The sequence below is a fragment of the Gemmatimonadaceae bacterium genome (assembly GCA_019752115.1).
GTDB lineage: Bacteria > Gemmatimonadota > Gemmatimonadetes > Gemmatimonadales > Gemmatimonadaceae > Gemmatimonas.
The window spans coordinates 30,299-52,864 of record JAIEMN010000053.1; the positions used below are offsets into that span (position 1 = coordinate 30,299).

Sequence of the window (22,566 nt, forward strand, 5' to 3'; positions counted from 1 at the left end):
AACCGTCTGGATTTGTCCGAAATTGTGACGGTGGCGCCCGGCCGCCGGGCTAGTTGTCGCCGTCCAGGAGCGCGCCCAGCCCGCCCAGCACCGACCCTTCCTCGCGCGAGCGCCCGCCGGCGCGGGGGGCGGCGGCGATGATCCGGTCCGCCAGGCGCGAGAACGGCAGCGTCTGGAGGATCACGCGGCCCGGGCCGGTGAGCTGGACGAAGAACAATCCTTCGCCCCCGAACAATGCCGTCTTGATCCCCGGCACGCGCTGGATGTCGTAGTCCACCGTCGGCTGGAAGGCCACCAGGCAACCGGTGTCCACCCGCAACGTCTCCCCCGGCGCCAGATCGATCGCATGGAGCGTCCCCGAGGCGTGCAGGAAGGCCAGGCCATCGCCGGTGAGCTTCTGCAGGATGAAGCCTTCGCCGCCAAAGAAGCCGGCGCCGATCTTCCGGGTGAAGGCCACCGAGATGTCGATGCCGCGGGCGGCGCAGAGGAAGCTGTCCTTCTGGGCCATCACGGTGCCACCCCAATCCCGGAGGTTGAGGGGCACGATCTTGCCCGGATACGGGGCGGCGAAGGCCACATCGGCGCGGCGGGCACCGCTGTTGCCGAAGAGCGTGACGAAGAACGAGTCACCGGCCAGGACGCGCTTGCCGGCGCCCACCAGCTTGTCGAACAGCGAGCCGCTGCGCGCGTTCGGATCGAGCGTGGTGGCCATCGTGATCCCTTCGCGCATGAACATCATCGCGCCGGCCTCGGCGAATACCGCCTCGCCGGGGTCGAGGGTCACGATTACCGCCTGCAGGTCATCGCCAATGATCTGGTAGTCGATTTCGTCAGCCGCCATCACTTGCCTCCGGTAGGGCCCGCGGGCGTCGTGCCGCGCGGAGCCGGTGTGGTCATCTTCACCTGATCGCGGCCCTTCTCGAGGAACGGGATGCCGCGCACCATCCATGACGGGGGATCCTGCCCGAGGAGTTTCACCCCGAAGAACTCCTGCATCTTCTTGTCGATGTCCTTCTGATTGGCGGTCTTCGTGGGATTATGCCCGTCGCCGTTGTACGACACCATGTAGGCCTCCTTCTGCAGGCGGCGCATGGCGACGTAGAACTCGATCCCCTGGTACCATGGTACCGCCCCGTCATTGTCGTTCGCCATGAACAGCACGGGCGTCGTGACCCGGTCGAGGTGGAAGAGCGGCGAGTTTTCCATATACCGCTCCGGATACTGCCAGAGCGACCCGCCAATGCGGCTCTGCGTGTGCTCGTACTGGAAGGTCCGCGCGAGCCCCGACTCCCACCGGATGCCACCGTAGGCGCTGGTCATGTTCACCACGGTCGCATTGGGCACGGCGGCGGCGAACAGGTTGGTCACCGTGATGAGGTACGCCGTCTGGTAGCCGCCCCACGACTGGCCGGTGATGCCGATGCGCTTGGGATCCACGAAGCCCTTCGCCACGAGCGCCTGCACCCCGGGAATGATCGCCTTCGCGGCGCTCAGTCCGGGCTGCCCTTCGGTGTAGATGATGTCCGGCTCGAAGACGAGATACCCGAGGCTGTTGTAGACCATCGGGTTCACGACATTGCGCCCGGTCGGCGCCACGTAGCCATGCAGCCCGTCGGTGAGCTTCTCGTAGTAGTAGACGACCATGGGCCACTGCTTCGACGGATCGAAGTTCTCGGGCTTGTAGAGCATGCCGCGCAGTGGGATGCCGTCGCCGTTGGTCCAACTCATGAGTTCCACCGTGCCGCGCGGATACTGGGACTCCTGTGGGTTCACGTTGGAGATCTTCGTCGTGCTCGCAATCGCCGTCCCCGTCCAGAGATCCGGGAACTCGCGATAGGTGCTCTGCGTGAGGAGGTACTGCTCGGCGTTGCGCGCCTTCTGCAGCCCGTTGAGCGCCTTGTCGGCCATGACAATCTTCTCGGGCTTGCTCTCCACGCCGAGCTTGTCGCGCCAGTAGCCGCTGGCCTTGGTGAGCGTATCCACGGCGCGCAGATAGAGCGGCTGCGCCGGATCGAGCCCGGGCTCCTCGCGATCGAGGTCGACGACCCGGAAGGTCATCCCGGCGCGACGGCCCTCGCCCTCGGTGAGATTGCGCGGCGCCACGACGCCCGCCGGATCGAGCTCCCAGACATCGAAGCGATCGTAGACGAGGAAGCGCTTATCCCCATTCGTCCAGCCCCCGACGCCGTAGGGGGGCGGAATGTCGGGAGAATCGAAGTCCTCCTCCATCAGCTTGACCGGCAGCTTGGCCGTGAGATTCACGGTCTTGCCCGTCGCCACGTTGTACGACTGCCAGTGCCCGTCCGCGAACCAGGTGACGTACGCCCCGGTCGGTGAGAGCTGCGCATTGCCGTCGATCTTCTTGACGACCGGCGTCCGCGCGCCGGTGAGCGGATCGATCAGGAACACATCGCTCGCGCCTTCGCCCCAGAACTGCGGGATGGCGTACTCCAAGGCGTTCACCGCGAGCACGCGCTTGCCGTCGGGGCTCACAGTTACGCGCAGCGAGTCATTCGAGAGCTGCGTCCACTTGTTGGCGGCGAGCGTGTAGATCGCGGTGTAGGTGCGGTTGCGATCGCGCGCCGCGGTCAGCTTCTGCTGCGGCATGATGGCCGCGTCCTTCCAGTGCCACAGGTCATACACGGCCTTGTCGATGAGCGAGTCGGCCGGAATGGAGTCCAGGGGCGGGTTCCCGAGCGAAAAGAGCACCGCCGTCCCTTCGCGGGTGAAGCTCAGCGCGCCCCGATCGGCAATCATCAGGCCGGCCGGCGCGTCCTTGGCCGCGACGAGGGTGCGGGCGGCGACCGTCTTGCCCTTGGCGGGCGTGAGCGACGCGTAGTACACCGACATCTTGGGCGTGCGCGTGGTATCGCCATTGTCCGAGAGGAACGCCACCTGCGCACCGGCGCGATCGATTGTGAGGCTCCGGTAGGTCCCGGTCCCCGCGAGCAGCGTGGTGACCGCGCCCGACGCGAGGGTACGCACGAATGCGCCGTTGTTGGCCCCGTCGCGCGTGGTCACCGTGTAGGCGAGCACCTTCTCGTTCTCGTCGAAGGTGAAGTTGGTTACGCCCTCGATGCGCGTGTCGGTGCCAGCAGCCAGATCACGCAGCACGAGCGTGGTGCCGTAGTCGCGGCGCGGCCCGGCGGGGGCGGCGTTCGCTCCGGCCGCGCCGGCACCGTTGGCCCCACCCGCGCCACGCCCAGCCGCGGCCGTGGTGTCTTCCAGCTGATAGGCCAGAAAGCGCCCGCCATTCCGGGCGAGGCGGAAGCTCCGCACGTTTGGCACGCGGGTCACGGTGCCGTCGGCGAGATTCAGGATGCCCATCCCGTTGCGCGGCTGGGGCGTGCCGCGCCGCATGCGGGCGCGCTCCACATCGGCCTTGGGCGGATACGTCACGAAGACCACGAAGCGCGAGTCGGCACTCACCTGCGCCGGCGCGGCGCTGAACCGGGCCGCCGAGTCGGCGGCGGGCTGGAGCTGCGGCCGGCCGGTGTAGCCGCGCGCGGCGCGGTACTCGGTGTTGCCGGCCGTCGCGCGCACGACCAGTTCCCCTTCGCCCACCACCGGGCTCACCGTGTAGACGGCCCACTTGCCGTCGTTGGAGAGCGTGGCACCGCCGGCGATGCTGCGCCACTCGTCGTAGGTGTCCTGCGTGATCGGCTTCTTGCCGGCCGGCAGAGCCGGTGGCGTCCAACGGGACACCGCCGTGTACGGATTGGCGGGCGTACCCTGCGCGCCAAGGGCGGAGGCGGCGACCGAACCGGCCGCGGCGCACGACAACCAGACGCGGAGGGCGGTGCGCAACGAGGGAGTTCGCATGACGGGGAGAAGGAGGGAGAAAGTGACGACCCGGCCGCGCCCGTCGCCGGGAGCCCCGCGTCTGCGGTAGAATGCTATTGATTCCGCGAGCTTCGTGGAGGGGCCGACGCAGTGCGCCGGCCAAACAGATGCCCAAGGAGTGCGATGCGACGGTTGGTTGGCTACTTCGCGAGGGGGCTGGTCCTGCTCGCCCCCCTGGCGGTGACCATCTGGATCTGCTGGCTGGTCTTTACCCGCGTGGATGGGTGGCTGGGGCTCCCGATTCCCGGCGCGGGATTCCTCGCCACGATCGTCCTGATCACGCTGGTCGGCTTTCTCGGCTCGAACCTGCTGACCCGATCGGCCGTGGGCGCGCTCGAGGCCATCATGGCCCGCCTGCCGTTCGTCCGCCTGCTTTACGGCTCGACGAAGGATCTGTTGAACGCGTTCGTCGGGGAGAAGCGCCGCTTTGACAAGCCGGTGCTGGTGAAGGTGAGCACCGACGGCAGCGTGCGGCTGGTCGGCTTCCTGACGCAGGAGTCGCTGGTCCACCTCGGCCTCTCCTCGCACGTGGCCGTGTACTGTCCGCATTCCTACAACTTTTCGGGCCAGCTGTACGTGGTCCCATCGGCGCACGTCGAGCCGATCGACGTGACGAGCGCAGATGCGATGGCGTTCGTGGTCTCCGGTGGCGTGTCCGGGCTCGTACCGGCGTCGCAGTCCACGGGCGAGTTTGCCGCCGTACGCCTCCCGCGCAGCTGACGTGTTCTCCCTCCTCCCTTCCCTCCCGATGCGCCGACTTTTCGCCCTCTCCTGCTGCGCCGCGTTCACGCTGCCGATGCTCGCGTTCTCGGCGGGGGCGCAGGCGCCCGCCGCGCCGCGCACCACGCCGGCCGCGCGGCCGATGCTCCTCGTCCCCGATGCCGTGTTCGACGGCACCGGCGCGCCCGCCCAGAAGGGATGGGCCGTACTCGTGCGCGGGGCGCGCATCGTGTCGGCGGGGCCACTGGCCTCGCTGCAGGTGCCTGCGGATGCTGAGCGGATTGCCCTGCCCGGCACGACGCTGCTGCCCGGGCTGAGTGACCTGCACAGCCATGTGCTGTTGCATCCCTATGACGAGACGCCCTGGAACGATCAGGTGCTCCGTGAGTCGCTGGCCCTGCGCACGGCGCGCGCCGTGAATCATCTCAAGGCCACGCTCGACGCCGGCTTCACGACCCTGCGCGATCTGGGCACCGAAGGCGCCGGTTACGCCGATGTGGGGCTCAAGGAGGCGGTGGATCAGGGGATCGTGCCGGGCCCCCGTTTGTTCGTCACGACCAAGGCGATCGTCGCGACGGGTTCCTACGGTCCGAAGGGCTTCGGCGCGGAGATCGGCGTACCGCAGGGCGCCGAAGAGGCCGATGGCGTCGAAGGGGTGACGCGCGTGGTGCGCGACCAGATCGGCCACGGTGCCGATTGGATCAAGATCTACGCCGACTATCGCTGGGGGCCGCGCGGCGAGGCCCGCCCCACCTTCACGACCGAGGAGTGGACGGCCATCGTGCGAACCGCGACCTCGAGCGGCCGGCCGGTGGTGGCGCACGCCAGTACCGACGAAGGCGTGCGGCGGGCGGTGCTCGCGGGTGTGGAAACCATCGAGCACGGCGATGCCGCGACGGCCGAAACCTTCGCCCTCATGAAGGAACGGGGCGTGGCCTTCTGCCCCACGCTCGCCGCGACCGAAAGCACCACGCGCTATCGCGGGTGGAAGAAGGGGGTCGATCCCGATCCGGCCGGCATCACCAACAAGAAGGCGATGTTCAAACTCGCCCTGTCGAGTGGCGTGACGATCTGCAACGGCAGTGATGTGGGGGTGTTCTCGCACGGCACGAACGCCATCGAACTCGAGCTCATGGTGGAGTACGGCATGAAGCCGATCGACGCGCTCAAAGCCGCGACCAGCGTGAACGCCAGGATCCTGCACCGCGAGAATGAGTTCGGCCGCGTCGCCCCGGGGCTGCTGGCCGATCTCGTGGCGGTACAGGGCGATCCCACGGCCTCAATTGGCGCGCTGCGCACCGTGAAGTTCGTGATGAAGGGGGGGACGGTCGTCCGGCGGTAAGCGCGGTTCCACGATTCTCCCCACGTCGGGATCCAGCACGCGGCGTCAGACGTTGACGCCGCGTGTTTGCTATCGACCACCTTCCCGAGCCCCTCGCCGAGCGCGTCACCGATCACTCGGCCACCGACGACGCCACCACCGTGCGTGGCGAGTTCGTCCTGTACTGGATGCGCACCGCGGTGCGTGCCCACGAAAACCCCGCGCTCGACGTCGCGCTGACCGTGGGGCGCGCGCTGGGGTTACCGGTGTTCGTGTATCACGCGCTCTCCGAGCGGTATCCCTACGCGAACGACCGGCACCACACGTTCATTCTCCAGGGCGCCGTGGATGTCCAGGCGGAGTGTGCGGCCCGCGGTATCGGGTATGCCTTCCATCTCGAGCGCCCCGGGCACCGCGCCAAGGCGCTGGCCGCGCTGAGTGCGCGTGCCGCCGTGGTGGTCACCGAAACGATGCCGGTGCCGCCGCTCGATTGGCTCACGGACAGCCTGGCCGAGCAGGCGCCGTGTCCGGTGTGGAGCGTGGATACGGCGTGCGTCGTGCCGATGCCGCTCGTGGGTGAGGCGCATACGCGAGCGTATGGCTTTCGCGACGCCACGGCGCGACTCCGCCGGGATCGCCTCGAACGCCCGTGGGTGGACGTGGCGCCCGCGCACGCGCCGTTCGTGCCCGATCGCCTGCCCTTCGAACCGGTGGACCTCGCGCACGCCGACATTCCGGCGCTGGTGGCCAGCTGTGCCATCGACCATACGGTGCCAGCCGTCCACCATTCACGCGGTGGCACGCGCGCCGGCTATGCGCGGTGGGAGACGTTCATCGCCACCGGCGGACTGGCCCGCTACGCGGCGAAGCGGAACGATGCCACGCTCGATGCCGTGAGCCGCATGTCGGCGTACCTGCACTACGGCATGGTGTCACCGCTGCGCCTCGCGCGCGACTGCGCGTCGCGCCCGGGCGAGGGGCCGGAGAAGTATCTCGACGAATTGCTGGTGTGGCGTGAGGTGGCCTACGCCTTCTGCTATTGGCACGAGGCGCCGACCACGCTCGACGCCGTACCACGCTGGGCACTCGAGACCCTGCGCGCCCACGAGCGCGATCCGCGCCGTGTCCTGCCGCTGGAGGTGCTCGCGCGTGGCGAGACGGGCGACCGGCTCTGGGACGCGGCGCAGCGATCACTCCGCGAGGCGGGGGAGCTGCACAACAATGTGCGCATGACGTGGGGCAAGGCGATTCTGCACTGGTCGGCGAATGCCGCCGATGCGTGGGACAAGCTCGTGGATCTCAACCATCGCTACGCGCTCGACGGCCGCGACCCGGCGAGTTACGGCGGGCTGCTCTGGTGCCTGGGGCAGTTCGATCGCCCGTTCCAGCCCGAACAGCCGGTGATCGGCACGGTGCGCCCGCGCTCCACCGCCGACCATGCCAAACGCCTCGATGTGCGCCGGTTCGAGGCGCGCATCGAGGCGTTGCTCGCGTCCGGTTCGCACACCGGACGCGACGACTGACCGGATTTACTTGAGCGAGTCCGGCGCCTTGAACAGCGCGGCGTCGGGCGCGCCGAAGGTCACCGTCTGGATGTTGATGACCACATCACCCTGCGGCGTGGCCTGCACCACCTTGGTGGCGATCTTCTTGCCTTCGAAATCCTTGTAGTTCTGGTACATGATCTTCTGTTCGCCCATCGGCGTCTTGCCGATGGTCATGATGCGCAGCCCCGTCGCGACTTCGAAATACTCCAGCGACTCCTGACCACCCTTGGTGGTGATAGCCAGCTTGTAGCACTCGACGCCATTGGCCGTTTCCTTGGCCTCGACCGTCGCCTTGGCATAGCGCGAGACATCCAGGAAGGCCGCGCCGTTGGCGCTCGGCTCCGCCAGCGACTTCTCCTGCTCGGCCGGCATGCGCTGCGGGCCCATCCCCTGGTCCATCCACCCCTTCTCGCCGTCAAAGCCCTGGTCGATCTTGGCCATCTGCAGGTCGATGATCATGCGCATCTTGTTCGGGAGCGCGGCGTGCCGCTCGTACGAGCCCGAGATGCCGGCGAACGTGATGTCCGCCGTGCCCTTCTCCGTGCGGCCGGTGACCTTCGCCCACGCCTCACGGCCACCCACGGCCTGCGCGTACTTGTCGTACACCTGCTGCGCGGTCGGCAACTGCGCCTCCGCGCGCACTGCGCCCATCACCATCACAGCGGCGACTGCCGCCTGCATCACTCGACGCATTGCAACTCCGGTTGGGTTGAGTCCTTCGCGTTGGGACCTGCGGGATACTACGGGCCTGCACCTGCACCTTCAGCTCCACCGCGAACTACGCGACGGGGCGATGCCCGGTTTCGGACACCGCCCCGCGGCGGAAGTTCACGATCGGGTGTCGCGCATAGCGCTCACGGTCACGAGGCCAGCGCGGCCGTGTTCGGTACCACGCCGTGGAATGGTGCATCCGCGCCAGCCCGCAGCGCGTCGATGCGCTCTTCGGTAAACGCGACCAGCTCAGCCATCGTCTCGGCATCGAATACCAGCTTCACCCCCGCCGCCGCGTACAATTCCGGGAGCGAGCGCGTGCCACCCAGCGCCAGGAAGCGCTTGTAGTTCGCGACCGCCTCCTGCGGATCGCGCACCGCATTGCGGAATACCTGCAACGCCCCCAGCTGGGCGATGCCGTACTCGATGTAGTAGAACGGCAGCTCGAAGATGTGCAGCTGGCGGTACCACCGCGCCTTGCGCTCGCGATCGAGTCCGGACCAATCCACGCCCCGCTCGAAGTCCGCGCGCAGCTGGAGCCACTTCGCATCACGGGCATCGCGATCCGCGCCGGCCGGGTCGGTGTAGATCCAGGCCTGGAAGGCATCGACGCTTGCGATGTGCGACAGCGCACCCAGCACGTCTTCGAGATGCTCGAGCCACGCGACGCGGGCATCCTCGCGGCTGTAATAGCCATCGGGCTGCACGAGGTACGGCATGGCCAGCAGCTCCATGCTCATCGACGCGAGCTCGGCGGCCTCATGCCCAGTGCGACGCTGCCAGGTGAACGGCAGGCCGTGCGTGGCAAAGTCGTGAAAGCAGTGGCCCGCCTCGTGCACGAGCGTCTGCACGTCGTCGGGTACGCCCACCGCGTTCATGAAGATGAACGGACGGCCGCGGAAGGCGAGATCGGTACAATAGCCACCGGGCGCCTTGCCGGGCCGGCTCTCGAGATCGAGCAGCTGCTCGTTTGCCATCAGGTCGAACTGCGCGCCCAACTCGCGGTCGACGCGCGAGAACACCGTACGCGCACGCGCGACAAACGTCTCCACCGTATCGAACGGCTTGAGCGGCTCGGTGATGTCGAGATCGACACTCACGTCCCACGGGCGCAGCGTATCCACGCCGAGGACCCGCTGGCGGTGCTGCATCAGGCGCTCGACCGCCGGCGTGACCGTCGCCCGGACCGCCTCGTGAAAGCGGGCCGTGTCGGCGGGCGTATAGTCGAAGCGGTGCTTGGCGGCGAAGCAGTACTGCTGGTAGTCGGCAAAGCCGGCTTCCTTCGCCACGGCCACGCGCAGCGCGTACATCTTGTCGAACAGATCCGCGAGCTCGTCGCGCTTCGTCATGTACGCGTCGGCGCCGAGCCGGAAGGCGCGTTCCCGCGTCGCGCGATCGTTGGCCTTGAGATACGGCTGGAGCTGCGGAATGGTCTTGGCTTCGCCATCCCACTGCACGCTGAGCCCACCGGTCAGCTTCTGATAGCCAGCGGAGAGCTCCTCGATCTGCGCAAAGCGCTCGACGTTGGCCTCGCGGAAAATCTCGATATCGGTGCGGAAGCGCCGCAGCGTAGTTTCGAGATCGTCACGGGTCCACCCGAGATCGAGGAGGCGCTTGGCCAGCCGCACCTGCTGCTCCTCGAGCTTCGGGAAGATCTCCATCGAGAAGCGGAGATACGCCTGCTCGGCCGCGGCATCGGCGGTGTTACCGGTATAGGCGATCATCGCCAAGGTCCCGGCCTCGCCTACGAGCGTATCGAGGCGGGACCAGGTGGCGAGCCATCCTTCGACCCCGTGCGGCCCCGGGAGAGGAGCCGCCGCAAGGGCGTCGTACCACGGGAGAACGTCGTCCCACGCAGCGTCGCGAAAAGCCTCGGGAGAGGCCGGGAGATCGATCATCGAGTTGGGAGTGTCGGACATGCTACAGGATTGGGCACACGCGTCGCCGCAGTGTCATTCGTCTCGTCCCAGACGCGACCGCTGGCGTCGGAACCGGGTGCTACTCCCCATAGGGGATCCAGATGTTCTTGACCTGGACGGCCCGGCGCAGGAAATCCCTCCCCTCGCCGACGCGCGGGTCGAGCCACTCACGGCCGGTCCATTCGGTCCACGTCCGCTTGAGGTTGGCCGCCGAGGCCTTCTCCACCGCAGCCGCCCCCGATTGTGATCCAAAGTACCACACTGCCTCAACATCGTCGTGCTCGGCGAGCACTTTGCTCAGGGCATCGCGCTGGCCGGTGACCAGATTGACGACCCCGGCCGGCACATCGGACGTCTCGAGCACGCTGTAGAAATCCGTTCCAAGAAGCGGGAAGCGCTCCGAGGGGACGGCGACGACCCGGTTGCCCGTGGCCAGTAGCGGACCGACGAGCGACACGAGCCCCAGCAACGGATACGGGTCCGGACAGGCCACGCCAACGACACCGATCGGTTCGTGCATCGCCAATGCGACGCCCCGCAGCGGTACGTCGTGCACCGCCCCATCGTGCTTGTCGGCCCAGGCCGCGTAGGTAAACAGGCGCGAGATCGCGGCGTTGACCTCGGCCTCGCCCGCACTCAGCGGATCGCCAGTGAGCGAGACGATGCGCGCAGCAAACTCCCCGGCGCGCACCGCCAGGTTCTCGGCCAGATAGTAAAGAATCTGCGCGCGCTGATGTCCCGACAGCTTTGACCAGCCCGACGCCCCGCGCGCGGCTTCCACGGCGTTGCGCAGGTCCTTGCGATTGCCGTCGCCGACCTCACCCACGGCGTGACCGCTCAGCGAGCGAACCGTGATCGTGTAGCCAGAATCGGGGCGTGCCTGCTTGCCGCCGATGAAGAGCTTCGGGGTGCGATCGATGGCCGGCAGCGCCGGGGTCCCACCGGTTGCACTCGCCGCCGCCTTCGGCGCCGGCATCACGGGCAGCGGCGCCGCGTCATGCGCGTGCACCGGCTTGAGGTACTCCCACATCCCTTCGCGGCCGCCTTCCCGCCCGAAGCCGGATTCGCGATAGCCACCAAACCCGGCCGCGGCATCGAAGAGGTTCGTGCTGTTGATCCACACCACGCCGCACTTGAGCTTGGGCGCGATATCGAGCGCGAGGTTGATGTTCTCGCTCCAGACGCTCGCGGCGAGGCCAAACGGCGTGTTGTTCGCCAGTGCCACCGCCTCTTCGGGAGTGCGGAACGTCATGCTGACGAGCACGGGGCCGAAGATCTCGACCTGTGCGATCGTGGCACTCGGCGCGACGTTCGTGAACAGCGTGGGCGGATGGAACCACCCGTCCTTCGGGGCGGCCCACGACGGCTGCCAGCAGGTGGCGCCTTCGTCGATGCCCTGCTGACAGAGCGCGCGAATGCGCTCCAACTGAACCGGCGCCACGATGGCGCCCATGTCCACGGCCTTGTCGAGCGGCGCACCGACCCGCAGCGTCTCCATGCGATCGCGCAGCTTGGCGAGGAGTCGATCGGCGACGCCCTCCTGCACGAGCAAGCGCGAGCCGGCGCAGCACACCTGCCCCTGATTGAACCAGATCGCATCGACGACGCCTTCGACCACGGAGTCGAGATCGGCATCTTCGAAGACGACGAACGGACTCTTGCCGCCGAGTTCGAGCGAGAGCCCCTTGCCGGTCCCGGCCGTGGCCTTCCGGATCGCGCGCCCGACTTCGGTGCTGCCGGTGAAGGCGATCTTGTCCACGCCGGGATGATCCACGATGGCGGCGCCGGTTGCGCCGTCTCCCGTGACGAGGTTGAAGACGCCGGGCGGCAATCCGACTTCGTGCACGAGTTCCGCGAAGCGCAGCGCCGTGAGCGGCGTGTACTCGGCGGGCTTGAGCACCACCGTGTTTCCCGCGGCGAGCGCCGGCGCGACCTTCCACGCCAGCATGAGCAGCGGGAAGTTCCACGGGATCACCTGCCCCACGACGCCATACGCGTGGTAGCCGGCGAACTCGCGCTCCAGCAGTTGCGCCCATCCGGCGTGGTGGTAGAAGTGCCGCGCCACGAGCGGGATATCGATATCGCGCGTCTCGCGAATCGGCTTGCCGTTGTCGAGCGTTTCGAGCACCGCGAAGTGCCGCGCGTGCTTCTGGATGCCGCGCGCCAACGCGTACAACCAGCGTGCGCGCGCGTGATCGTCGAGCGCCTGCCAGGCGGGCAATGCGGCGCGGGCGGCCGCCACGGCCGCGTCGACATCGGCGCTGGTGCCTTGCGCGACCTTGGCAAGCGCCGCGCCAGTGGCCGGCTCGTGCACATCGAACGTCGATGCGCCGGCGACCCACTGGCCGTTGATGTAGTGCCCGAACGTGCCGCCGTGTTGCGCGATCCACTGCCGCACCGGGGCATCGCCCTCCGGCGCCGGCCCGTAGCTCATCTCGTCGTACAGCGCGCGCACCGTGGACACAGGAGGAGTGGTGGTTGCCATGGTGCCTCGCGTCAGACCATCGGTTGGCGATGGGCCGCGGCATAGCGACCCGTCACAAAGTGTTCGAGCTGTCGCTCGACGTCAGTGAGCAATCCGCTGGCGCCGAACCGGAAGAGATGCGGACGCAACCAGCGATCGCCGAGTTCTTCCTTCATGAGGATGAGCCAGTCGAGCGCCTGCTTGGCGGTGCGGATCCCGCCGGCCGGCTTGAAGCCCACTTCATGGCCGGTGCGGCTGCCGTACTCGCGGATCATGCGCGTCATGACGAGCCCCACGGGGAGCGTCGCGTTCGACGTCTCCTTGCCGGTGCTCGTCTTGATGAAATCGGACCCGGCCATCATGGCCACGAGGCTCGCGCGCGCGACATTGGTCAGCGTGGCCAGTTCGCCGACGCCCAGAATGGTCTTGAGATGCGCGTCGCCGCACGCCTCGCGGAAGGCCTTCACCTCGTCATAGAGCGCCTGCCAGTTGCCGGTGAGGACGTGGGCGCGGGTGATGACGATGTCGATCTCCGTCGCACCGGCCGCCACACTGGCGTGGATCTCGGCGAGACGCTGCTCGAACGGCGAGAGGCCGGCCGGGAAGCCCGTGGAGACGGCCGCGACCGGAATGCCGGAGCCCTTGAGCGCCTCCACCGCCGTGGCGACGTACTGGTGGTATACGCAGACCGCCCCGGTGGTGAGCCCGAGGTCGCCGATACCCAGCGCCTCGACCAGATCGGCGCGCAGGGGATGGCGGGCCTTGGCGCACAGGCGGCGGACGTTGCCCGCCGTGTCATCACCGGCGAGGGTGGTCAGATCCATGCAGCTGATGGCCCGCAATAGCCAGGCGGCCTGCCACTCTTTCTTGACCGTGCGGCGCGCCGGCAGGGCGGCCACCCGGCGCTCGACGGCACTCCGGTTCACCCGGGTGCCGCGCACCAGCGCGAGGTCGAGCGCCGTGCCCGGATTCCGGGCCGGATGCTCGTCAGGGGCGAGGCCGGACGGCCAGCGGACAGTGGGCCGGTCGGCCCCGTCGGCGGGGCGGATGGGCCGGGGGGCGTGCAGAGGAGTGACGGTCATGGCCCTACCAATCTAGAGGGGGGAGAAAAGCGGCGCTCAAGTTCCCGCCGTGTAACGCCGACACTCCCATTCGGAGAGGAGCACCCCGACCGAAACCCGTATGCGTTCCCGACGTCCAATTCAGCTCGCTGCTCTCTTCGTAGCGATCCCGACGCTGCTTGCCTTTCCTGGCTGCACCAAAGCCACCGAAACGGCCGGCGCGTCGCGCCTGACGATTGTTCAGGGACATCTCCAGACGGCCGCGGTAGGTACGCTGCTGCCCACGCCGCTGATCCTGCGCGCGCTGGATACCGATGGAAAGCCGGTCTCCGGCATCCCGATCAGCTTCAGCGTGGTGGCCGGCGGCGGCACGGTGGACCCCGCGACCGGCACCTCCGATGCCAATGGTGAGGTCAAGGCCAAGTGGACGCTCGGCCCGAGCTCACAGGTCCAGACGGTCCTCGGGAGCGCGGCCGGCGCCGAGCCCGTCACGATCAGCGCGCTGGGGATCCTCCCCTCGGACATGATCATCGCCCAGGGCAACAACCAGGTGGCCAAGCCGAGCACGGCGCTGCCGGTCCAGCTGGTGCTTCGGGTGACCGGCACGAACAACGTGCCCATTCCGAACCAGACCGTGGCGTTCTCGATCACCTCGGGTGGCGGGTCCCTCTCGCCCCAGAGCGCGGTCACGAACGCCCTCGGTGAGGTAACCGTGCGCTGGACGCTCGGCCCGACCGCCGGTCAGCAGGTGGCCATGGCGACGACGGGCAACATCGCCCCGGTGATCATCTCGGCGGTCGCGCAGTAAGCGCGTTCACGCATCACGATGTCTGCAGTCCGCGGGAACAGACCTCCGGTTCCCGTGTGTAGAGGAGGAGGCGAAACGGTCCGCGTACGCGCGGGCCGTTTTGTCTTTCCCATGGCGCGCTGACACGCGCGGTGCTTTTCCTTCGTATCGATGCCCATGCCCCCCGCTGCTGACGCTCCCACACCCGCGACGACGCTGACCGGCCGCGTCGTCGTCGTGACGGGCGCCAGCGATGGCGTCGGCAAAGCGGCGGCCCGCGCGTTCGCGCAGCAGGGCGCGCACGTGGTCATGGTGGGGCGCAACGAGGCGAAGACCGCGGCGGCGGCACGGGCGATCATGTCGGAGAGCGGATCACGCACGGTGACGTGGGACATCGCCGATCTGTCCGATCCCGACGCGGTGCGCGAGCTGGCGGATCGACTGCGCGCGCGTCACCCGGTCGTGCACGTGCTCGTGAACAACGCCGGGGCGATGTTCCTCGAGCGGGGCGTCACGCGCGGCGGGTTCGAGCGCACCTTCGCGCTGAATCATCTGAGCTATGTGCAGCTCGCCCTCCGCCTGCTGCCGTCGCTCGTGGCGGCCGCCGAAGCCGGTGCGCCGGCGCGCGTGATCAACGTGGCGAGCCGCGCGCATCGGAACGCGCGCCCGGACCTCGACGACTTGCAGAGCGCGCGGGGCTACGGTGGATGGCGCGTGTACGCCAACTCCAAGCTGTTCAATCTCTGGTTCACGCAGGCGCTCGCCGCGCGCGTGGACGCCGCGCGCGTGTCGGTGCACGCCATGCACCCCGGCGTGGTCCGCACCCGCTTTGCGACGAACAACGGTCGCCTGGGGCGCGTGCTGCGGCGCCTGATGGATCTTCGCAGTGTCACGCCGGAGCAAGGGGCCGATACGATCGTGTGGCTGGCCAGCGCCCTCGAACCGCTGGCGCACCCCGGCGCCTACTGGGTGCGGCGGACGCGCACGACGCCGTCGCGCGTGGCGCAGGACGCCGCGCGCCGCGAGGCGCTGTGGACGCGCACGGCCGCGCTGCTGCAGATCGACGCTGACGCCATGATCCGCGACGCCTCGGCTGCCGTGACCCGATGAGCCGCGCGAACGACCGGACGCCGCCGCTCTGGCGAGACCTCCCGCGGTTGGCCGTCATTCTCTGGCGCACGGTCCCGCTGGTGGTGTCGTTCCTGCGCGATCAGCATCGCTGGGTCACGCGCGGCCCGGCGGTCCCGCGCAGCATGGCCTTTCACGAGCGACGCGCGCGGCGGTTGGTGGAGCAGATCGCCACGCTCGGACCGGCGTTTGTGAAACTCGCCCAGATCTTTGCGACCCGCGCGGATCTGATCCCCGAGCCCTACCTCACGGCGCTGGTGTCGCTCACGGATCGCGTGCCGCCGGTGCCGTGGAGTGCGTTGCGCCCGGTGATGGCGCAGGCGTGGCAGGCAGCCCCCGAGTCGGTGGTGGAGGCGCTCGATCCGGTGCCGCTGGCCGCCGGCTCGCTGGGCCAGGTCCATCGCGCCCGGTATCAGGGGCGCGAGGTGGTGGTGAAGGTGCTGCGCCCGCAGGTCGAAGCGATCGTGACGCGCGATGTCCGGTTGGCGCGCCGGATCGTGGATTGGATGTACGCGCGCTGGCCGCACCACCACGTGTTGGGCTTCCGCGTCGTGCTCGATGAGTTTGGCCGACACGTAGGCGAGGAGATGGATTTCGAGCGTGAGGCGCTGCAATGCATGCGCATGCGCGAGCGGTTTGCCGATGAGCCACGGCTCCGCATTCCGCGCATCGAGACAGCGCTCACCCGCCGCGAGGTGCTCGTCATGGAGTACCTCGAGGGCACGCGCATCGATCAGCTCGACGCGCAGATCGCGAGCGGTCTCGTCTCCCCGCGCACGCTCGTCGAAACGCTCATCGAGAGCTACGCGCGCATGATGTTGCGCGACGGCGTCTTTCACGCCGATCCCCATCCCGGCAACCTGCTCGTCGATGCGCAGGGGCGTCTCATCCTGCTCGACTTCGGCATGGTGATCGATGTGCCGGTGGCCACGCGCAAGGCGCTGTTCGACACGATCGTGGCCGCGATCCGTCGCGATGCCGAGGGCACGTCGGCGGGGTTCTTTGCCCTCGGGTTGGTGGCGCCGGGCACGCCGCCGGAGACCATGCATCAACTCGTGGACGTGCTGCTGGGGATTGCGTACGCCGAGACGAGCACGGTGGAGCGCGCGCGTGTACTCGCCGATCGCGTCATGCGCGAACTCTTCGACTGGCCGATCGTGCTCCCCGGTGAACTCGTCTACTTTGCGCGCACCGCCGCCCTGATCGAAGGCGTGGGCGCACGGTACGACCGGCATTTCAACAGCATTCGCGTCGCGTCGCCCATCGTCATGCGGCTGCGCAACGAATTGCTGGCGGCGCTCCTGGGCGACGATGGCAAGCGGGAGCCGCTCGTGACCTTCGCGGCGACGCTCGGTGCCCTGGCGGGCACCGCCGCCCAGTGGCTCTCACGCGCCGGCCGACAACTCCAGGCGCGATGGTCGGCGCCACCGGGAGATCCGTCGCTCAACTGAGCGGGTGATGCCAACGCATTACGAAACGGCCCCGCCCTCCCGAAGGAGGACGGGGCCGATCGTTATGTCGCGAGCGTGCTTAGATCGACGCCTTGCGACGGCGACGGGCCACGAGACCCATACCGAGGAGGCCCGCCGTCATGAGCGCGTAGGTCGACGGCTCGGGAGTCACGACCGCCTTGCCCGGGCCGGACGTCAGAAACTCCTGATTCGATTCGCAGTTGTAGTCGTAACGACCACAGGACAACACATCATCCGAAAGAACAAACCAATTATTGGCCAAGTCCTTGGTGGTAATCGTCGTCGGCACGAAACCCAGCAGGCTGGAGTAGCCGCTCGTGGTAAAGTTGCTGTCGAAGAGCTTCCAGATCGTGCCCTGAATGTTCACCGCGCTGTAGACGCCGGCGGCGGTGGACGTTCCCTTCGACGCATCGTAGCGCTCGATGAGCCACGCGGCCTTGAGGTACTTGTCTTCGGCGCCAGCACGCGTCCGCGTCCAGTTCCCGTCGCCGCGAACCGGATCCGAGTTGGTGGTGAACGCGGTGGCGTAGTACGAGTCGTAGGTCGTCTTGGAGGGTGCGAAGTGATTGAAGTCCACGCACCAGATGATCTGCTCGTTGTTATTGCCCAGCAGCGGCAGGAAGTCCTTCACGTCGGCCTTGTAGGGACCGACCTGCGAGCCATTGACCGTGCCATTTCCAGACACATCGCCGACATACTTGACGTTCCCGAGTACCGGGGCCTTGGCTTGCGCCGATGCCGTCGATGCCGCGGCGACGAGGGAAAAGGCGAGGAGGAGTGTCTTACGCATCGGGGAGGAGATTTAGGGAAGAGGCTGCATCATCTCGCTCGTCCATGAAGCAATCGCAATGCCAGAAAATTAATCCCCCTTCATACTCTGGCGGCAAACGCGTAAGTGTTTACTCAATAAGCCTTTGCAATAGTCCCGCTCGCTTTGATAGGCGTGAGTTCGTCGCGGCGAACTTCAAATATCATGTAGCGTCCATCACACAGTTGCGGCGACGCCTCACCAGATCCATTCCTTGAACAGGTCGAAGCCAAACTGCCGTCGCGGGAGCTGATCCCCGCCGAGTCGGGTACACGGCGCGGCCCCGGGGTCCACGCCGATCTGAGCAAAGACGGTGGGCCCGACGCGGTACTCCGCCGCCAGACCCGCCCACAACCGATTCCCCCCGGTGACATCGCCGGTACCGCGGCAGACGCCCGTATTCACCCGCAGGAACGTCTTGTCGCCGATCTGCTTCCCGGCGGTGATGCTCAGATTGTCGAGCAGCCGCGTCGCCGAGAGCTGGGCCTGGTCCTGGCCGTTGCCCGTCTGGATCTGGAGGGTGCTCAGCTTCGGGAGCCACTGCTGCAGCTTCCCTTCGGCCAGCCCGCCCACCGTGGGGAGCAGGACGCCACTCACCGCCTGCACCGTGCTCTGGCGCTGCCCATCGAGCGCGAACGTCGGCGCGCCGAAGACCAGCAGCGAGATGATCTCCGATTCGGGCGCACTGGCATACAGCGGATCGGTGCTCGAGAGCGTCAGCACCGGCACGTCGTAGGTGCCGCCGATGTGGACCCGCACCGGGATCTCGCTGCCGCCCGTCGCGCGCACCACGTTCGTGGCGTTGATGTCAAGCGTCGGGGGAATGGCCGCCTGTCCGTAGAAGCGCACCCGCCCCGAGTCGATACTGAAGCTGCGGTTGACGACGCCGAGATCGAGCCGATACTGCCCGCGATTGGTGAGGATCTCCCCTTCGAGGGCGAGGCGGTCGCCACTCATCGCGATCCCCAGCCCGCCGGTCAGCCGCACCCGCGCCTCGGGCGTCTGCACCCAGACTTCCTGGCCGAGATCGACCCGCGCATTCTCAACGGTCACCAGCGCCCCCAAACGCGAGAGGGACTGGGCGGCCGTCTCGGCGACCGGTACCTCATCAGCGCCGAGCAGCGCGCGCGCCGCGTCGGTGTTGAGATCGAGCGCCGTGCGGGCGCCCAAAGGATTCACCACCAGGTTGGCGCGCGGCACGACCAGCGCGCCGCTGACCACCGGACGCTGCAGCTCGCCGCGAACGCTCATGCGCCCACCGATGGTGAGTTCGGTGCCGTCGCGCTGGCGCGCCGCGGCAAAGTTGTTGGCCGCGACGTCCATCTGGATGCGCATCGGCTGGTTCGCCGTGAAGCGCAACACGCCCTGCGCCCCGAGGGTGTCTGCGACGCCGCCGCTCCGCAGGCGCAGCGACTCCAGCACCAGCGAATCCGCGCGCGCGCGCACGATCACACGGCCGTCGGTTGGCGTGATGCCCAGCGCATCGAGCGAGGCGCCCGCGCCGTCGAGCTGCATGGTGCCATCGGCCACCGGGCGGTCCACCGTCCCGGACAGGCCGAGCCGACCGGTGAGCACGCCGCGCAGGCGACTCACGCCGTCGATCTGCAGCGGGAGTGCCTGCAAACGGAGCGAGTCCGCAATGACCTCGCCGGTGATCACATCGGAGAGCAACCGCTTCTCGACGGTGGCGAGTCGCAGATCCATCGGCAACTGCCCCTGCGCACGCACCGCGCCGCCCAGGGAATCGCGCAGCAGCGCGTTGGCCACCAAGCGCCGATCCGCGTACTGCCCGGTCGTGACCACCGGTGGCAAGCGGTAGCCAATGACACCAAGTGAATCGCCGGTGATGTTCCAGCCGATGACCGGGGCGTCGCGCACGCCGGCGAGCGACGCGGTGCCACTCAAGGTGCCCTCGAACGGCGCGGTCCCGGCGAGCAGTGCCGCGACTTCGCCCACCGGGAAGCGCACGAGGCGCACCGCGCCGGTGACGGCCCCGGTCTTCGGGATATCCGCCTCGACGGCGAGCTCCCCGCCCTGATTCGAGCGCAGCGTCACCGGATCGAGGTGCACACTGCCGGCGTCCGTCACCAGCCGCAGCGGCTGCGGCGCGCGCCACGCGGCCTGATCGTAGGTGAGGCCGATCGAGTCGAGCTGCACGACGGTGCGCGCGCCGGCCGCGGTGTAGCCACCACGCACGACGAGATGCGCGTCCTCATCGGTGCTCACATCGAGCACGAGGCGGCCACTGTCGGTGCTGGCGTCGGCCACCCGGAAGGCGGCGGTCTGAATGCGGACCGCGCCGACCCCGCGCACGTCGTCGAGCGACGCCGCGCCCTCGAAGGCCGCGCGATGCGTCACGTCGCGCGCCAGCGCCGAACCCACGATCCGGCCGATGCGGATCGCGCCCACCTGCACCTCGCGGGCGCCGAGCGCCGCGGTGGCATCGAGCTGATCGACGCTGCCCGTGAGATAGCCGGAGAGCGACGCATCGCCACGCAACGTGTCGCTCACCAGGCGGCGCAGCGAGCCAGCCAACGCCGAGTCCACTGGCTGAAGCATCGCGGCCAGACGGCGCAGCTCGGGGCGCGCCGCCTCGATGCTGTCGGCGCGAATGGCCACCTCGAGCGTATCCACGTGCCGAGTGTCGCGCCCGAGCGCACCGTGGGCGGTGGCGCTGATACCGCCGAGCAGCACCGAGGCGGAATCCACCACCAGACGATCTCGGCCGAGCGTGGCGCTGGCCACCACATCGAACGCCGGCCGTTCTCCCGCCGCGAGCTGGTGCAGGACCACCTCGCCACCGCCTTCGATGGCCCGCCGCGCCAGGGAGTCCGCCGGCCCGCGGAGCGTGTCGCGGGTCGGTTCGCGCGGCCCCTGCGCCGCCAGACGCACGGTACCAGTGAGGGCCGTCGCCGGTACGTCGCGACGCCCGAGCCACTGGGCGAGATCGAAGGCGTCGAGGGTGCCCGCGGCCGTGCCGTGCCACGCGCTGGCCGTGAGCCCCGCGATGCCCTCCAACGCCAGCGTGCCGCCAACCGCCGCCGAGTCGCCCAGGAGCACGGGATGCAACACCCCCCGCCACTGCAGCGAGTCCAGGCGGCCGTCGAGCGTCACGCGACCGGCCAGCGACGCCCGCACCGGGAGCGTGGTGTCGATGCGCGCGAGCGCCCGCATCGACAGCGGATCGAGTTGCAGGTCGGCCGTGAGCGCAAGCGGTGTCCGGTCATAGCGCATGCGCACCGCCCCACGCACGGTGGAGACGTTCCCGCCGGCGTCGGTCCACGTAAGGCCGATGGCCGACAGGTCAGCGCTCGCGAGGTCCGCCGCGCGCACCGTGAGGCCACCGGTGAGCAGACCGTCGACGGCGGGCGCGGCCGGCGCTAACGCGCGCACGGAGCGCAGATCGAGCCGCGCATCCTGCGCCACGAGATCCCATGCGCGGGGCCGCGCACCCATGGCCACCATGCCGCGCAGTGTGAGGCTCGAGATGGCCGGCTCGGCCCCACCACGCGTTGAGACCGTCGCGTCCACGAAGCAGGCGTCGAGCAAATCGATCTTGAACGCCGTCAGCGGCCCGCCGCTCCGCGCCACCAGACGCCCCGCCAGCGTGCCCTGCACCGCCGCCGGCACCGCGCCGTAGCTCAGACGCCGCAGGAGATCGCTGTGCAGCGGCGTGAACGTCAGATCGACCCGATGCAGCAACAGATCGGCGGGACGCGACGTGATGGCAATCTGTCCGCGCACGCGCGACGGCCCGCTGGCCACGTCGAGCGAATCGAGGGTGTACTCCGTGTTCCACGCGTCGGCGAGCGTGCGCAGACGCACGAGGGCGCGCCCCCGCCCTTCCGTGGGCAGGACATCCCAGATCCACCCGAGGTCGGCCAGCCCCGCGTCGGCTCGCACCTGCACGTCGTAGTGCACCGGACCAGGCTGATTCCACGCCACCGTGCCGACCGCCGAGCCCTGCGAGTGCGGCAACTCCACGTGCGTGAGCGCGAGCTGCAGCGAATCCGAGGTCCAGACGACCTGCCCCTGCGCGTGGCGAATCGTCACCGGCGGATCCGACAGGACCCCGGAGAGTGAATCGAGCTGCAGCGACGCCGGGCGGCGTTGCACATCCACCACCACCACATCGTGCGCCCGGGCGACCCCGATCGCGATCCGACGCCGCTCGAACAGCAACCCGGTGGGTGTGCGCACCAGATCGTGCACGCTGTCGCGCACCGCGATGACGCTGTCGCGCTGCCTCCCGGTGAACATCGGATGTGGCGCCCACGGGGCCCGCGTGCGGACCTCGCCGCCACGAATCACCAGCGTATCGATGCGCACATCGTCGCCGAAGCCCGGGGCATGTGGCGTCTTGCTCGCGGTATCGCCGGCGATGATGTAGGCGAGGTTCCACTTCCGGCCGGTGGTGTCCTGCTGCAGCTCGAGCGTCACCCCCTCCGCGGCGAGGCGGCGGATACGAATAGCCTTGCTGAACAGCCCGCTCACGCTGAGTGCCCCTTCGATCCGCTGTGCCGTCACGACCGGCACCCCGGCGGTATCCACCAACGCCACATTTTCCGCCACCACACGATCGGGCGTGATCGAGCGAAGGCGTCCAATGCGCAGCGACCCGCGCCCCTTGAAGACGCCGTTCGCACGGCGCACGAGCGCTGTGAGCAACCAGGAGCGACCGGCGTCGGTCCCCGTGGCGACCAGATACGCGAAGCTCAGCCCCGCCCCGGCCCCCAGCAGGATCGCCACCGCCCACCAGAAGCGGCGCTGACGCGGCGTCATGAC

General features: G+C 68.5%; 14 protein-coding genes. 6 read left to right on the top strand and 8 right to left on the bottom strand.

The annotated features are described in order from the left end of the window. Positions 1-49: 49 nt before the first annotated feature. Together K2R93_19495 and K2R93_19500 are read right to left on the bottom strand one after the other, a co-directional pair. On the bottom strand, positions 50-841 hold the full coding sequence (locus K2R93_19495; GenBank protein ID MBY0492035.1) for a TIGR00266 family protein: 792 nt from the start codon (positions 839-841) through the stop codon (positions 50-52). Continuing rightward, the gene (locus tag K2R93_19500; protein ID MBY0492036.1) at positions 841-3,822 is read right to left on the bottom strand and encodes a prolyl oligopeptidase family serine peptidase; all 2,982 of its coding nucleotides are present in this window, start codon (positions 3,820-3,822) and stop codon (positions 841-843) included. The genes K2R93_19495 and K2R93_19500 overlap by 1 nt, the downstream gene beginning before the upstream one ends. A 144-nt stretch (positions 3,823-3,966) precedes the next feature. Here K2R93_19500 and K2R93_19505 point away from each other — a divergent pair, with 144 nt between their 5' ends. From K2R93_19505 to K2R93_19515, 3 genes are all read left to right on the top strand, one after another. After that, positions 3,967-4,563: a DUF502 domain-containing protein gene (locus K2R93_19505; protein ID MBY0492037.1), complete on the top strand. Its 597-nt coding sequence runs from the start codon at positions 3,967-3,969 to the stop codon at positions 4,561-4,563. A 76-nt stretch (positions 4,564-4,639) separates the two neighbouring features. Then, on the top strand, positions 4,640-5,905 hold the full coding sequence (locus K2R93_19510) for an amidohydrolase family protein (GenBank protein ID MBY0492038.1): 1,266 nt from the start codon (positions 4,640-4,642) through the stop codon (positions 5,903-5,905). A gap of 62 nt (positions 5,906-5,967) precedes the next feature. Beyond that, on the top strand, positions 5,968-7,407 hold the full coding sequence (locus K2R93_19515; protein ID MBY0492039.1) for a deoxyribodipyrimidine photo-lyase: 1,440 nt from the start codon (positions 5,968-5,970) through the stop codon (positions 7,405-7,407). Positions 7,408-7,413: 6 nt separating this feature from the next. Here K2R93_19515 and K2R93_19520 read toward each other — a convergent pair whose 3' ends face one another. From K2R93_19520 to deoC, 4 genes are all read right to left on the bottom strand, one after another. Continuing rightward, positions 7,414-8,124 (bottom strand): hypothetical protein, encoded by a 711-nt coding sequence (locus K2R93_19520; GenBank protein ID MBY0492040.1) that lies wholly within the window; start codon positions 8,122-8,124, stop codon positions 7,414-7,416. 167 nt (positions 8,125-8,291) lie between these two features. Next, complete coding sequence (locus tag K2R93_19525; GenBank protein MBY0492041.1) at positions 8,292-10,061, bottom strand: M3 family oligoendopeptidase; 1,770 nt, start codon at positions 10,059-10,061, stop codon at positions 8,292-8,294. 79 nt (positions 10,062-10,140) lie between these two features. Further along, the gene (locus K2R93_19530) at positions 10,141-12,546 is read right to left on the bottom strand and encodes an aldehyde dehydrogenase family protein (GenBank protein ID MBY0492042.1); all 2,406 of its coding nucleotides are present in this window, start codon (positions 12,544-12,546) and stop codon (positions 10,141-10,143) included. Between the two features lie 11 nt (positions 12,547-12,557). Continuing rightward, a complete protein-coding gene (deoC, locus tag K2R93_19535) occupies positions 12,558-13,469 on the bottom strand; it encodes a deoxyribose-phosphate aldolase (GenBank protein ID MBY0492043.1) in 912 nt (303 codons plus the stop codon). Between the two features lie 238 nt (positions 13,470-13,707). On the opposite strand from deoC, the gene K2R93_19540 reads away from it, so the two are divergent. The 3 genes from K2R93_19540 (at position 13,708) to K2R93_19550 (ending at position 16,952) form a co-directional block, all read left to right on the top strand. Next, positions 13,708-14,394, top strand: a complete 687-nt coding sequence (locus K2R93_19540) for an Ig-like domain-containing protein (GenBank protein ID MBY0492044.1) — start codon at positions 13,708-13,710, stop codon at positions 14,392-14,394. A gap of 150 nt (positions 14,395-14,544) precedes the next feature. Further along, complete coding sequence (locus tag K2R93_19545) at positions 14,545-15,483, top strand: SDR family NAD(P)-dependent oxidoreductase (GenBank protein MBY0492045.1); 939 nt, start codon at positions 14,545-14,547, stop codon at positions 15,481-15,483. Continuing rightward, the gene (locus K2R93_19550) at positions 15,480-16,952 is read left to right on the top strand and encodes a hypothetical protein (GenBank protein MBY0492046.1); all 1,473 of its coding nucleotides are present in this window, start codon (positions 15,480-15,482) and stop codon (positions 16,950-16,952) included. Before K2R93_19545 ends, K2R93_19550 begins: the two co-directional genes overlap by 4 nt. A 79-nt stretch (positions 16,953-17,031) precedes the next feature. On the opposite strand, the gene K2R93_19555 is transcribed toward K2R93_19550, so the two are convergent. Beyond that, positions 17,032-17,763, bottom strand: coding sequence for a PEP-CTERM sorting domain-containing protein (locus K2R93_19555; protein ID MBY0492047.1), 732 nt, complete (start codon positions 17,761-17,763; stop codon positions 17,032-17,034). Between the two features lie 216 nt (positions 17,764-17,979). Then, the gene (locus K2R93_19560) at positions 17,980-22,563 is read right to left on the bottom strand and encodes a translocation/assembly module TamB domain-containing protein (GenBank protein MBY0492048.1); all 4,584 of its coding nucleotides are present in this window, start codon (positions 22,561-22,563) and stop codon (positions 17,980-17,982) included. Positions 22,564-22,566 lie beyond the last annotated feature (3 nt).